The following is a 12,719-nucleotide window of genomic DNA, read 5'->3' on the forward strand; positions in this document are numbered from 1 at the left end:
ACAACGGCGCGGGCGCCAAACACCCCCGCCGCCACAAACCCCCCCCCCCCCGCCGTGGGCGCCCCCCGGTGCGGCCCCCCCGGGCCCCGCGCCCCCCCGCGGGGGGGGGCGGGGCGCGCCGCCCCCGCAGGGGGCGGGGGCCCGCGGCCCCCGCTTGTAACGGGGGGGGGCCCGCGTCGGGCGCCGGTCGCACCGCCGGGGCCTCCCGGGTTCAACCCCTGTGCCCCCGGGCTCAGCCGAGGTTGGCGAGCGCCTCGTTGAGGGTCTTCGACGGGCGCATCACGGCCGCGGCCTTGGCCGGGTCCGGCTGGTAGTAACCGCCCAGGTCGACCGGGGAGCCCTGCACCGCGATGAGCTCCTCGACGATCGCCTGCTCCTGCTCGGTGAGCGTCTTGGCCAGGCCTTCGAAGGCCTGGGCGAGCGCGGCGTCCTCGGTCTGGCCGGCCAGCTCCTGGGCCCAGTACATGGCCAGGTAGAAGTGGCTGCCGCGGTTGTCGATGCCGCCGAGGCGGCGGCTCGGCGACTTGTCCTCGTTGAGGAAGGTGCCGGTGGCGCGGTCCAGCGTGTCGGCCAGCACCTGGGCGCGGGCGTTCTCGGTGGTGCGGGCCAGGTGCTCGAAGCTGGCGGCCAGCGCGAAGAACTCGCCCAGGCTGTCCCAGCGCAGGTAGTTCTCCTTGACCAGCTGCTGGACGTGCTTCGGGGCGGAGCCGCCGGCGCCGGTCTCGAACAGGCCGCCGCCGTTGATCAGCGGGACGACCGACAGCATCTTGGCGCTGGTGCCCAGCTCCAGGATCGGGAACAGGTCGGTCAGGTAGTCGCGCAGCACGTTGCCGGTGACCGAGATGGTGTCCTCGCCGCGGCGGATGCGCTCCAGCGAGAACGTGGTGGCCTCGACCGGGGACTTGATCTCGATCTGCAGGCCGTCGGTGTCGTGCTCCGCGAGGTAGGTCTTCACCTTCTCGATCAGCACGGCGTCGTGGGCGCGGGTCTCGTCCAGCCAGAAGACGGCCGGGGTGCCGGAGACGCGGGCGCGGGTGACGGCCAGCTTCACCCAGTCGCGGATCGGCAGGTCCTTGGTCTGGCAGGAGCGGAAGATGTCGCCCGGCTGCACGGCCTGCTCCAGGACGACGTTGCCCTCGGTGTCGACCAGGCGGACGGTGCCGGCCGCGGCGATCTCGAAGGTCTTGTCGTGGCTGCCGTACTCCTCGGCGGCCTGGGCCATCAGGCCGACGTTCGGGACCGAGCCGATGGTGGCCGGGTCCAGGGCGCCGTGGGCGCGGCAGTCGTCGATGACGGCCTGGTAGACGCCCGCGTAGCTGCTGTCCGGCAGCACGGCGAGGGTGTCGGCCTCCTGGCCGTCCGGGCCCCACATGTGGCCGGAGGTGCGGATCATGGCCGGCATCGAGGCGTCGACGATGACGTCGCTCGGCACGTGCAGGTTGGTGATGCCCTTGTCGGAGTCGACCATGGCCAGGGCCGGGCCCTCGGCCAGCTCGGCCTCGAACGAGGCCTTGATCTCGGCGCCCAGGTGCGGGACGTTCTCCAGGCCGGCCAGGATGCCGCCGAGGCCGTTGTTCGGGTTCAGGCCCGCGGCGACGAGCACCTCGCCGTACTTGGCGAAGGTCTGCGGGAAGAAGGCGCGGACCACGTGGCCGAAGATGATCGGGTCGGAGACCTTCATCATGGTGGCCTTCAGGTGGACCGAGAACAGCACGCCCTCGGCCTTGGCCCGGGCGACCTGCGCGGCCAGGAACTCGTTCAGCTCGGCGGCGCGCATGACCGAGGCGTCCACGACCTCGCCGGCCAGCACCGGGACGGACTCGCGCAGCACGGTGGTGGCGCCGTCCGCGGCGACCAGCTCGATGCGCAGCGCGCCGTCCGCGGCGATGACGGCCGACTTCTCGGTGGAGCGGAAGTCGTTCTCGCCCATGGTGGCGACATTGGTCCTGGAGTCGGCCGACCAGGCACCCATGCGGTGCGGGTGGGTCTTGGCGTAGTTCTTGACCGACGCGGGGGCGCGGCGGTCCGAGTTGCCCTCGCGCAGGACCGGGTTGACGGCGCTGCCCTTGACCTTGTCGTAACGGGCGCGGACGTCCTTGTCCTCGTCGGTCTGCGGGTCGTCCGGGTAGTCCGGCAGCGCGTAGCCCTGCGCCTGCAGCTCGGCGATGGCCGCCTTGAGCTGGGGGATCGAGGCCGAGATGTTCGGCAGCTTGATGATGTTGGCACCCGGGGTCTTGGCGAGCGCACCCAGCTCGGCGAGGGCGTCGCCGATCCGCTGCTCCTCGGTCAGACGCTCCGGGAAGCTCGCGATGATCCGCCCGGCGAGGGAGATGTCGCGAGTCTCCACCTTCACGCCGGCCGTCGAGGCATACGCCTGGACGACGGGCAGGAACGAGTAGGTGGCCAGGGCCGGCGCCTCGTCGGTGTGCGTATAGATGATGGTCGAGTCAGTCATCGGTACTCCGCTTCACGTCTCCAACGTCTTGACGTCAAGATATCTCGTGACCGCCCCTTCGCTCCACCTCCCCCCGGACACGGATCAGCTCCACCGTCGTCCCGGCGCGGACGCGGGGCAACCGGAGCGGGCCGCCGGGCGCCGTCCGGTGAGCGGTGCACCCCACCGTCAGGACTCCGTCAACACCGTGCGGCATTCGGTCAACGCTGCGTCAGGACGGTTCTCCGTGCGCCCGGGCCCGCCCTAGCGTCGTGTGGAGCAGTACCGAGCAGTCCCGGCAGGCCCCACTCCACCACTCGGGAGCACCCGCATGGCCCGCGTCGTCGTCTGGCACGTCCCGGTCACCGTCACCGGACGCACCACCTCCCTCCGCCTCTTCCGTCTGCGCGACGGCCGCCGCTGCGCCGTCGGCTTCGGCTCGGCGGAGGCGCTCGCCGAACTGCTCGGCCCGGAGCAGGCCGCCGTCGAACTCGGCGAACCCGCGCTGCGCGCGCTCACCGCGCCGCTCGGCATCGACGAACTGGTGCTGGATCCGCGCCTGGTCGCCCCACCGGTGAACGGCCCGGCCGGCCCCGACGCCGCCCGCCCGGCCACCGGGCACCCCGCCGCCCGCTCCGGCGCCCGCCTCCAGCGCCGGTGAGCGCACTCCACCTGGTCCCGGACGCGCCGCAGCCCGAGCCGGCCCGCCCGCTGCAGGCGCTGGCCCGGGTGAGCTACGGCCCGGTGCCGCTCGACTTCGAGCGGCTGGCCGCCGAGATCCCGGCGGTGCAGAGCGGGCTGGCCCTGGCCGGCGGCGCCGACCTCGAGCTGCGGCTCGCCTGCACCGGCCCGGAGGAGTTACGGGCCGTCTCCGCCGCCCTGCTCCGCGCCGGCGCCGCCCACGTCCACGTCGACCTGGTCCTGCGCGCCCTGGTCCCCGCCCGGCCGGCCCTGCGCCCGGTGCCCTGACACCGGGGGGCGGGCCGGCGCGCGGAAGCATCCCGAGGACGACTGCATCTCTATACGAACAGTCCCATTTCCATGCCCGGATCCCCCGTCCATCCTGCACAAGTGCAAACCCATGCTCAAATCGGGCTCAAATACCGGAACTACTCATGAGTCACGTAACGGGCACATGGCCAGATGGCCGCCTACCTGCGGAAATATCCTGCGAAGTAGGTAAACATTCAGTAATGAAATCTGTGCAGATGTCCCTGCATACGCCTACCGTGTGGCAACTCTCCGCGCTCCGTACGACCGGAGCCCCCACAGCACAGAGAGATTGCGCATGGCCTCCCTCAACCAGCTCACCCCGCCCGGCACGGGCACCGGTTCCGGCACCGGAACCACCACCCACCGGTCGCTCCGCCGCGAAGTCGGCCTCATCGGCCTCATGTGGGCCTCGGTCGGTTCGATCATCGGCTCGGGCTGGCTCTACGGCGCCAAGAACGCCGTCGTCGTCGCCGGACCGGCGGCGCTCGTCTCCTGGGGCATCGGCGCGGTCGCCATCGTCCTGCTCGCCTTCGTGCACGCCGAGCTCGGCGGCATGTTCCCGGTCGCCGGCGGCACCGCCCGCTACCCGCACTACGCCTTCGGCGGGCTGGCCGGCATGTCCTTCGGCTGGTTCTCCTGGCTGCAGGCCGCCACCGTCGCGCCCATCGAGGTCGAGGCGATGATCGGCTACGCCGGGCACTGGGAGTTCGCGCAGGGCTTCCTCAACGCCAACGGCACCCTCACCCCGAGCGGCATGGTGGTCGCCGTCCTGCTGATGGGCCTGTTCGTCGCGGTCAACTTCCTCGGCGTCCGGGTGCTCGCCCGCACCAACAGCGCCGCCACCTGGCTGAAGATCTTCGTCCCGCTGTTCGCGATCTTCGTGCTGTCCGTGACCAACTTCCACGGCTCCAACTTCAGCTCGCACGGCTTCGCCCCGTTCGGCATCAAGGGCGTGCTGACCGCGGTCAGCGCCAGCGGCATCATCTTCGCCCTGCTCGGCTTCGAGCAGGCGATCCAGCTGGCCGGCGAGAGCCGGAACCCCAAGCGTGACATCCCCCGCGCCGTGCTCGGCTCGGTCGCCATCGGCACCGCGATCTACGTGCTGCTGCAGGTCGTCTTCATCGCCGCGCTGCCCGCCGCCTCCTTCGCCAACGGCTGGGACAAGCTCGACTTCCCCGGCATCGACGGCCCGTTCGCCGGCCTCGCCACCGTGGTCGGCCTGGGCTGGCTGGCCTGGGTGCTGTACTTCGACGCCATCGTCTCCCCCGGCGGCACCGGCCTCATCTACACCACCTCCACCTCGCGCATCGCGTACGGCCTCAGCAAGAACGGCTACGCGCCGCAGCTCTTCGAGCGGGTCGACAAGCGCGGCGCGCCGTGGTTCGGCCTCATCATGTCCTTCGTCACCGGCGTCATCTGCTTCATGCCCTTCCCGAGCTGGCAGGAGCTGGTCGGCTTCATCACCTCGGCCAGCGTGCTGATGTACGCCGGCGCCCCGCTCGCCTTCGGCGCCCTGCGCCGCCGGCTGCCGGAGCGCGAGCGCTCCTACCGCCTGCCCGGTGGCGCGGCCATCGCCCCGGCCTCCTTCATCGTCTCCAGCCTCATCATCTACTGGTCCGGCTGGCACACCCTGTCCCGCCTGGGCATCGCCATCGTCATCGGCTACCTGCTGCTCGGCAGCTACGCCACCTACGCCATCCGCAAGGGCCTGCCGAACGCCCCGCACATGGACTGGCGGGCCGCCCAGTGGCTTCCGGCCTACCTGCTGGGCCTCGGCCTGATCTCCTGGCAGGGCGGATTCGGCGACGGCACCGGCCGGATCCCGATGTGGTGGGACATTGCGGCGGTCGCCGTCTTCTCCCTGGTCATCTACTACTGGGCGATCCGGGTCGCGCTGCCGGCCGACATCATCGAGCGGAACATCGAGGACGTCGAGGTGGTCGACGAGGGCGGCCACTGACCCCGCGACAGGCATGAGGAAGGGCCCGCCGTGCACCGGCGGGCCCTTCCTCATGCCTCCACTACAGCGACAGCACCGTGCGCAGCGCGTGCTCGACGGCGGCCTCCGGGTCGTCGGTCGGGTGCTCGGAGCGCCAGGCGACGAAGCCGTCGGGGCGCACCAGCAGGGCGCCGTCGGGGCGGATGCCGTGCAGGGCGGCGAAGTCGGCGCCCGGCTCGGGGGCCAGGTCGTCGTCCGCGCCGCCGCCGATCCGGTAGGCGTCCAGCGGGACGGCCAACCGGTCCGCCGCCCGGCGGGCGGCGTCCTGCCAGGCGGTGCCCGCCGAGCCGGTCAGCAGCACCATCGCCTGCTCGTACAGGTCGAGGGTGGACAGCCGCACGCCCGCCCGCAGCAGCCACTGGTGCGGCGCCCGGCTGCCCGGCTCGCCCGCGGACTCGAAGGACTCCGGGACCACCGGGCCGGAAGGGTCGGCGCCGAGCACCGCGCCCTCCCGGTAGCGGTAGCCGAGCGCCACCGCCAGCACCCCGGCCTGCCGGCCGACGCCCGGGACGACGGCGTACCCGGGGTGGCTGTGCTCGGCGGAGCGGGCCGAGGCGCGCTCGCTCGTCACCTGCGCCACCGGCCGGCGCTCGCGGCCGTAGGTCTCCAGCAGGCCCGGACCGGCCCAGCCGCAGAGCACCGCGGCGAGCTTCCAGGCCAGGTTGTGCGCGTCCTGGATGCCGGTGTTGGAGCCGAACGCGCCGGTCGGCGACATCTCGTGCGCGGAGTCCCCGGCCAGGAACACCCGCCCGCCCGAGTAGCGCTCGGCGACGCGCTCGGCGGCGTGCCACGGGGCCTTGCCGGTCACCTCGACGTCGAGCTCGGGCATCCCGACGGCGGCCCGGATGTGCCGGGCGCAGCGCTCGTCGGTGAACGCCTCCAGCGGCTCGCCCTGCTCCGGGTGCCAGGGCGCGTGGAAGACCCACTCCTCCCGGTTGTCGACCGGCAGCAGGGCGCCGTCGGCCTCCGGGTTGGTCAGGTAGCAGGCGATGAAGTGGCGGTCGCCGACGGCCTCGGCCAGCCGCTTGGCCCGGAAGGTGATGCTGACGTTGTGGAACAGCTCGCCCTTGCCGCTCCGGCCGATGCCCAGCCGGTCGCGGGCCGGGCTGCGCGGGCCGTCCGCCGCGACCAGGTACTGCGCCCGGACGACCCGCTCCTCGCCGGTCTCCCGGCTGCGCAGCAACGCGGTGACGCCGTCGGTGTCCTGCTCGAAGGAGACCAGCTCGGTGCCGAAGCGGATCTCCGCGCCCAGCTCGCGGGCGGTCCGGCGCAGCACCGGTTCCAGGTCGTTCTGGCTGCACAGGCACCACGAGCTGGGGCTGAAGCGGGCCAGCCGCCCGCCCGGGTCGATCTCCCGGAACAGCCACTCCTGTTCCTCGCCGGTCAGCGAGGGGGCCTGCAGGATGCCGTGGTTCGGGGCCAGGACGGACGCCGCCTCGCGGATCGCCGCCTCGATCCCGGCCACCCGGTACAGCTCCATCGTCCGCACGTTGTTGCCTCGGCCACGCGGGTGATGCGAGGTGTCGGCGTGCTTCTCGACGAGCAGGTGCCTGACACCCAGTCGGCCCAGGAAGAGCGAGGCCGACAGCCCGACCAGCGAGCCGCCGACGATCAGGACCGGCACCCGGTCGTCCACCTTCGGATTCATCAATTGCTCCAGCCTGTACGGGAGTTCGGGGCCTGGTGCGAGGCTCGGCGGGGCCCTCTCGGGGGCCCGCGGACGCGGTGGCCCGCTCCTACCGTCCCCCGCGCCGGGCGCGTTGTGCCGTCTCTTCGCCCGGATGGCCCGCATATCTCGCGCCGCCCGGAAGCGCCGCGCACGATCGACCTCAGGCCTGGTGGCCGACGGCCACCGCCGCACCCCTCCCGCCGGGGGCCGCCCGGCCTCCTCCGGCACCGGCGCCGCCGCACGCGGCCCCCGACGCGCGCGGCCCAGAAGCAGAAAGTGGATCATGACGACTCTGTCCGAACCGCCCGCCCGGCAGCACTCCCCCTCCGAGACGCGCCTGCGGGTGGTGCTGATGCTGGAGATCCAGGACGGCGCCCAGCAGCGCTTCATGGACGTGTACGAGCAGCTGCGCCACCAGGTCGCGACCGTGCCCGGCCACGTCAGCGACCAGCTCTGCCAGTCGATCAACGACCCCCGCCAGTGGCTCATCACCAGTGAGTGGGAGGACCAGGAGACCTTCCTGCAGTGGGTGGACAGCCCCGCCCACCGGGAGATGGTCAAGCCGATGCACGGCTGCGTCAGCGACACCTTCCGCTCCCTGCGCTACGCGATCCTCCGGGAGACCTCCGCCGCCGGCGCCACCGGCAGCCGGCCCCCGCGGGAGGTGCCGGCCGACCTGCCGCGTTCCGCCCCCGCCGGGCAGGCCGGGCCGCCCAAGGCCGACCCGGGCCCGGACGGCGTCGTGCGCCACGCGCTCACCTTCACCGTCAAGCCCGGCAGCGAGCCGGAGGTGGCCCGGATCCTGTCCGGCTACGCCTCCCCGCGCGCGGAGGTGGACGAGACCACCCGGCTGCGCCGCACCTCGCTGTTCATGCACGGCAACCGGGTGGTCCGCGCGGTCGAGGTGATCGGCAGCCTGGGCGAGGCGCTGCGGCACGTCGCCATGCAGCCGGAGGTGCGGGCCGTCGAGGAGGCGATCAATCCGCACCTGGAGGAGGCCCGTCAGCTGGGCGACCCGCAGGCGGCGCGCGCCTTCTTCGCCCGGGCCGCGCTGCCGGCCGCCAACCAGGCCGTCGCCGGCTCCCCCGCCTCCGGGCGGCTGCACCGGCACGCCGTGCTGTACCCGGTGAAGCCCGGCAAGGGGAAGGCGGTCACCGACGTGCTGGCCGAGTACGACGACCTCGCCACCGCCGACCCGACCGGCCCGGTCGCCGCGAGCACCGTCTTCCACCGCGGGGACGTCGTGGTGCGGCTGGTGGACCTGCGGCTGCCGCCGGAGGCGGACCCGGCGGCGGCGCTCGGCGTGGCCGGCGAGCGCGAGGCCACCGTGCTGGGCCGGCTGCTCGACCTCGGCCCGGAGGGGGACCTGCGGACCGAGGCGGGACTGCGCGCCTTCCTCGCCGCCCGCAGCATGAACCCGGTCACCGACCGGACGTCCCAGGACTCCTGACCACCACCGTCCCCGGCAAGTTCCGGCAAGCCCCGGCAAGACTCGGCAAGAAGGAAGAAACCATGTCCACGCAGTACCCACGGATCGTGAACGTCTCCGAGGCGCCGGAGAACCGCCGGCGCGGCGGCGACCTGCGCGCCATGCTCACCCCGACCACCTGCGGCGCCACCAGCGGGTTCATGGGCCTGGCCATCGTGCAGCCCGGCGAGCGGATCGGCGAGCACTACCACCCGTACTCCGAGGAGTTCGTGTTCGTCGTCACCGGCGACCTGGAGGTGGACCTGGACGGCGAGACCCGCGTGCTCAAGCCCGAGCAGGGCCTGATGATCCCGATCGACATGCGCCACCGGTTCCGCAACGTCGGCGACACCGTGGCCAAGATGGTCTTCCACCTCGGCCCGCTGGCGCCGCGCCCCGAACTCGGCCACGTCGACACCGAGGAGACCGGGCCGGTGGTCAACTCCGGCCCGCCGGAACACGCCAAGGTGAGCTCGTGAGCCGCCGTCGGGTCGCCGTCACCGGAATCGGCGTGGTCGCGCCCGGAGGGGTCGGGGTCCCGGCGTTCTGGGACCTCCTCACCGCCGGGCGGACGGCGACCCGGGGCATCACGCTCTTCGACCCCGCCGGATTCCGCTCCCGGATCGCCGCCGAGTGCGACTTCGACCCCGCGGCCCACGGGCTCGGCCCGGACGACGTCCGACGGGCCGACCGCTACGTGCAGTTCGCGATGGTCGCGGCCGACGAGGCGATCGCCGACGCCGGACTCGACCTGGCCGCCGAGGACCCGTGGCGGATCGCCGTCTCGCTGGGCACCGCCGTCGGCGGCACCACCCGGCTGGAGCACGACTACGCCCTGGTCAGCGCCGGCGGCGCCCGCTGGGACGTCGACCACCGGCTCGCCGAGCCGCAGCTGCACCGGGCGTTCGCGCCCAGCACGCTCGCCTCGGCGGTCGCCGAACGGACCGGCGCGCACGGCCCGGTGCAGACCGTCTCCACCGGCTGCACCTCCGGCCTGGACGCCATCGGGTACGGCTTCCAGGCGGTCGAGGACGGACGCGCCGACATCTGCGTCGCCGGAGCCTCCGACTCGCCGATCTCGCCGATCACCGTCGCCTGCTTCGACGCCATCAAGGCGACCAGCGAACGCAACGACGACCCGGCGCACGCCTCCCGCCCGTTCGACGCCCACCGGGACGGCTTCGTGCTCGGCGAGGGCGGCGCCGTCCTGGTCCTGGAGGAGCTGGAGCACGCCCGCCGGCGCGGCGCGCGGATCTACGGCGAGATCGGCGGGTTCGCGACCTTCGGCAACGCCTACCACATGACCGGCCTCACCCAGGAGGGGCTGGAGATGTCGCGGGCGATCGACCACGCGCTCGACCACGCCCGGACCGACCGCACCGACGTCGACTACGTCAACGCGCACGGCTCGGGCACCAAGCAGAACGACCGGCACGAGACGGCGGCCGTCAAGCGCTCGCTCGGCGAGCACGCCTACCGGACGCCGATGAGCTCGATCAAGTCGATGGTCGGGCACTCGCTCGGCGCGATCGGCGCCATCGAGGTGGTCGCCTGCACCCTCGCGCTGGACCGCGGTGTGGTGCCGCCGACCGCCAACTACGAGACGCCCGACCCGGAGTGCGACCTCGACTACGTGCCGCGCGCCGCCCGGGAGCTGCCGCTGCGCAACATCCTGTCGGTCGGCAGCGGATTCGGCGGATTCCAGTCCGCCGTCGTGCTCACGAGAACGGGGTGAGATCCATGACGTCACGTCAACAGGAGCGCCGGGCGGTGATCACCGGCCTGGGCGTGGTGGCGCCCAACGGGGTCGGGGCCGACGCCTTCTGGAAGGCCACCCGGCAGGGCGTGAGCGTCCTGGACCGGATATCCCGCGAGGGCTGCGCCGACCTCCCGCTGCGCATCGCGGGCCAGGTGCGGGACTTCGACCCGCGGGCCGTCGTCGACAACCGCTACCTGGTGCAGACCGACCGGTTCACGCACTACGCGATGGCCGCCGCCGACCAGGCGGTGGCGGACGCCGGATTCACCGCCGACCCCGAACAGCCCTACGCGGTCGGCGTGGTGACCGCGGCCGGCTCCGGCGGCGGCGAGTTCGGCCAGGGCGAGCTCCAGCAACTGTGGGGCAAGGGCCCGCAGTTCGTCGGCCCCTACCAGTCCATCGCGTGGTTCTACGCCGCCAGCACCGGCCAGATCTCCATCCGCGGCGGCTACAAGGGCCCGTGCGCGGTGGTGGCCAGCGACGAGGCCGGCGGCCTGGACGCCGTCGCGCACGCCGCCCGGGCCGTCGAGCAGGGCACCGACGCGGTGGTGGTCGGCGCCGCCGAGGCCCCGCTCGCGCCCTACTCGATGGTCTGCCAGCTCGGCTACCCCGAGCTGAGCCTCGCCGACCGGCCGGACCGGGCCTACCTGCCGTTCTCCCCCGACGCGGCCGGCTTCGCCCCCGCCGAGGGCGGCGCGATGCTGCTGCTGGAGGACGAGGCGACCGCCCGCCGGCGCGGGGCCGCCGTCCGGGCGCACATCGCCGGCCACGGTGCGACCTTCACCGGCGCCTCCCGCTGGGCGGAGTCCCGGGAGGGCCTGGCCGCGGCGATCCGGATCGCCCTGGACCGGGCCAGGATCGCGGCGGAGGAGATCGACGTGGTCTTCGCCGACGCCCTCGGCGTCCCGGCCGCCGACCGCGCCGAGGCGCTCGCGCTGGCCGACGCGCTCGGCCCCTACGCCGAGCGGGTCCCGGTCACCGCCCCCAAGTCCGGTACCGGGCGGGCCTACTGCGGCGCGCCCGCGCTGGACACCGCCGCCGCCGTGCTCGCCATGGAGGACGGCGTGCTGCCGCCCACCCCCAACGTCACCGAGGTCGCCCACGACCTCGCCCTGGTGACCGGCCGTGCCCGCCCGGCCGAACTGCGCACCGCGCTGGTGCTCAGCCGCGGGCTGATGGGCTCCAACGCGGCGCTGGTGCTCCGGCGCGGCGAGCCGTCCTGAGCTCTCCGCACCGCCCTGCTCCACCCCTCACCACTCGCTCACCACTCGCTCGTTACGAAGGGAAACCCCGTGAGCAACACCCTCAGTTATCCCGAACTCGCGGCGCTCATCCAGGCCCGGGCCGGCGTCGTCATCGACCCGGCCGCGCTGGAGCGCCCCGGCGCCGCCTTCGACGAGTTCGGCGTGGACTCCCTCGGCCTGCTCGGCGTGGTCGGCGAGCTGGAGAACCGGCACGGCGTGAAGGTCACCAACGGCGCGGAGGCGGCCAAGACCCCGGCCGAGTTCCTGGAGCTGGTCAACTCCGCGGTCGCCACCGCGAAGGCGGGTGCCTGAGATGCCCGGACACACCGACAACGAGATCGTCATCGCGGCCCCGCTCGACCTGGTCTGGGAGATCACCAACGACCTGGAGAACTGGCCGCAGCTGTTCAGCGAGTACGCCTCCGTCGAGGTCCTGGAGCGCGAGGGCGACCGGGTGCGGTTCCGGCTGACCATGCACCCCGACGAGGACGGCAAGGTGTGGAGCTGGGTCTCCGAGCGCACCACCGACCGCTCCGAGCTGGCGGTCAGCGCCCGGCGGGTCGAGCCCGGCCCGTTCGAGTTCATGGACATCCGCTGGGAGTACGCCGAGGTGCCGGCCGGCACCCGGATGCGCTGGGTGCAGGACTTCGCGATGAAGCCCACCGCGCCGGTCGACGACGACGGCATGGTCAACCACATCAACCGCAACTCCCGGATCCAGCTGCAGCTGATCCGCGAGAAGGTCGAGAAGAAGGCGGCGGAGGTCTGACCATGGTGTCCCCCGTGACCACCCCCGGGAGCGTGCCCGGGACCGCGCACACCCACCGCGCCCTGATCGTCGCCCGGATGAAGCCCGACGCGGCCGCCGGCATCGCCGAGGTCTTCGCCGAGTCCGACAATCGGGGCGAACTCCCGCACCTGATCGGGGTGACGGGGCGCAGCCTGTTCCAGTTCGGCGACGTCTACCTGCACCTGATCGAGGCGGACCGCCCGCCCGGCCCGGCCGTCGCCCAGGTGACCGGCCACCCCGAGTTCCGGGCGATCAGCGACGCGCTCACCGCGTACGTCCAGGCGTACGACCCGGCCACCTGGCGGGGACCGAAGGACGCGATGGCGCGCGAGTTCTACCGCTGGGAGCGGCAGGGCTGAGCGC

Annotated in this window: 12 protein-coding genes; 10 read left to right on the forward strand and 2 right to left on the reverse strand. The window is 73.1% G+C overall.

The genetic code is table 11. The features are described from left to right. Positions 1–232: 232 nt before the first annotated feature. Positions 233–2,455 (reverse strand): NADP-dependent isocitrate dehydrogenase, encoded by a 2,223-nt coding sequence (locus ACFVUH_RS22540; protein ID WP_355373973.1) that lies wholly within the window; start codon positions 2,453–2,455, stop codon positions 233–235. Positions 2,456–2,765: 310 nt separating this feature from the next. Between ACFVUH_RS22540 and ACFVUH_RS22545 the strand changes: the two genes are divergently transcribed. The 3 genes from ACFVUH_RS22545 (at position 2,766) to ACFVUH_RS22555 (ending at position 5,387) form a co-directional block, all read left to right on the forward strand. Continuing rightward, positions 2,766–3,095 (forward strand): SAV_915 family protein, encoded by a 330-nt coding sequence (locus tag ACFVUH_RS22545; RefSeq protein WP_355373976.1) that lies wholly within the window; start codon positions 2,766–2,768, stop codon positions 3,093–3,095. Next, a complete protein-coding gene (locus tag ACFVUH_RS22550; RefSeq protein ID WP_355373979.1) occupies positions 3,092–3,403 on the forward strand; it encodes a hypothetical protein in 312 nt (103 codons plus the stop codon). The genes ACFVUH_RS22545 and ACFVUH_RS22550 overlap by 4 nt, the downstream gene beginning before the upstream one ends. Before the next feature lie 319 nt (positions 3,404–3,722). Beyond that, complete coding sequence (locus ACFVUH_RS22555) at positions 3,723–5,387, forward strand: APC family permease (RefSeq protein WP_387915082.1); 1,665 nt, start codon at positions 3,723–3,725, stop codon at positions 5,385–5,387. A gap of 61 nt (positions 5,388–5,448) precedes the next feature. Here the strand turns inward: ACFVUH_RS22555 and ACFVUH_RS22560 are convergent, their stop codons facing one another. Further along, positions 5,449–7,074, reverse strand: a complete 1,626-nt coding sequence (locus ACFVUH_RS22560; RefSeq protein WP_387915083.1) for an FAD-dependent oxidoreductase — start codon at positions 7,072–7,074, stop codon at positions 5,449–5,451. A 304-nt stretch (positions 7,075–7,378) separates the two neighbouring features. Here ACFVUH_RS22560 and ACFVUH_RS22565 point away from each other — a divergent pair, with 304 nt between their 5' ends. The 7 genes from ACFVUH_RS22565 to ACFVUH_RS22595 all read left to right on the forward strand — a co-directional run bounded on the left by ACFVUH_RS22565 (position 7,379) and on the right by ACFVUH_RS22595 (position 12,715). After that, the gene (locus ACFVUH_RS22565) at positions 7,379–8,545 is read left to right on the forward strand and encodes a SchA/CurD-like domain-containing protein (RefSeq protein ID WP_355373988.1); all 1,167 of its coding nucleotides are present in this window, start codon (positions 7,379–7,381) and stop codon (positions 8,543–8,545) included. Between the two features lie 62 nt (positions 8,546–8,607). Then, positions 8,608–9,042, forward strand: a complete 435-nt coding sequence (locus tag ACFVUH_RS22570; protein ID WP_355373990.1) for a cupin domain-containing protein — start codon at positions 8,608–8,610, stop codon at positions 9,040–9,042. Further along, positions 9,039–10,298, forward strand: a complete 1,260-nt coding sequence (locus ACFVUH_RS22575; protein ID WP_387915084.1) for a beta-ketoacyl-[acyl-carrier-protein] synthase family protein — start codon at positions 9,039–9,041, stop codon at positions 10,296–10,298. Before ACFVUH_RS22570 ends, ACFVUH_RS22575 begins: the two co-directional genes overlap by 4 nt. A 5-nt stretch (positions 10,299–10,303) precedes the next feature. Then, positions 10,304–11,545: a beta-ketoacyl synthase N-terminal-like domain-containing protein gene (locus ACFVUH_RS22580; protein ID WP_355373995.1), complete on the forward strand. Its 1,242-nt coding sequence runs from the start codon at positions 10,304–10,306 to the stop codon at positions 11,543–11,545. Between the two features lie 69 nt (positions 11,546–11,614). Beyond that, the gene (locus ACFVUH_RS22585; RefSeq protein ID WP_355373998.1) at positions 11,615–11,878 is read left to right on the forward strand and encodes an acyl carrier protein; all 264 of its coding nucleotides are present in this window, start codon (positions 11,615–11,617) and stop codon (positions 11,876–11,878) included. 1 nt (position 11,879) lies between these two features. Beyond that, complete coding sequence (locus ACFVUH_RS22590) at positions 11,880–12,335, forward strand: SRPBCC family protein (protein ID WP_355374001.1); 456 nt, start codon at positions 11,880–11,882, stop codon at positions 12,333–12,335. Between the two features lie 14 nt (positions 12,336–12,349). After that, entirely contained in the window at positions 12,350–12,715 is a 366-nt protein-coding gene (locus ACFVUH_RS22595) for a TcmI family type II polyketide cyclase (RefSeq protein ID WP_355374003.1), read from the forward strand. The last annotated feature ends 4 nt before the right edge of the window (positions 12,716–12,719 follow it).

The organism is Kitasatospora sp. NPDC058032, assembly GCF_042885845.1.
In the GTDB taxonomy this organism is placed as follows: domain Bacteria; phylum Actinomycetota; class Actinomycetes; order Streptomycetales; family Streptomycetaceae; genus Kitasatospora.

What these genes read in the sequence shown, in the direction of transcription:
- ACFVUH_RS22570 (WP_355373990.1), top strand. Translation starts at nt 8,608, where the DNA reads ATGTCCACGCAGTACCCACGGATCGTGAACGTCTCCGAGGCGCCGGAG.
- ACFVUH_RS22540 (WP_355373973.1), bottom strand. Translation starts at nt 2,455, where the DNA reads ATGACTGACTCGACCATCATCTATACGCACACCGACGAGGCGCCGGCC.
- ACFVUH_RS22565 (WP_355373988.1), top strand. Translation starts at nt 7,379, where the DNA reads ATGACGACTCTGTCCGAACCGCCCGCCCGGCAGCACTCCCCCTCCGAG.
- ACFVUH_RS22580 (WP_355373995.1), top strand. Translation starts at nt 10,304, where the DNA reads ATGACGTCACGTCAACAGGAGCGCCGGGCGGTGATCACCGGCCTGGGC.
- ACFVUH_RS22555 (WP_387915082.1), top strand. Translation starts at nt 3,723, where the DNA reads ATGGCCTCCCTCAACCAGCTCACCCCGCCCGGCACGGGCACCGGTTCC.
- ACFVUH_RS22560 (WP_387915083.1), bottom strand. Translation starts at nt 7,074, where the DNA reads ATGAATCCGAAGGTGGACGACCGGGTGCCGGTCCTGATCGTCGGCGGC.
- ACFVUH_RS22545 (WP_355373976.1), top strand. Translation starts at nt 2,766, where the DNA reads ATGGCCCGCGTCGTCGTCTGGCACGTCCCGGTCACCGTCACCGGACGC.
- ACFVUH_RS22590 (WP_355374001.1), top strand. Translation starts at nt 11,880, where the DNA reads ATGCCCGGACACACCGACAACGAGATCGTCATCGCGGCCCCGCTCGAC.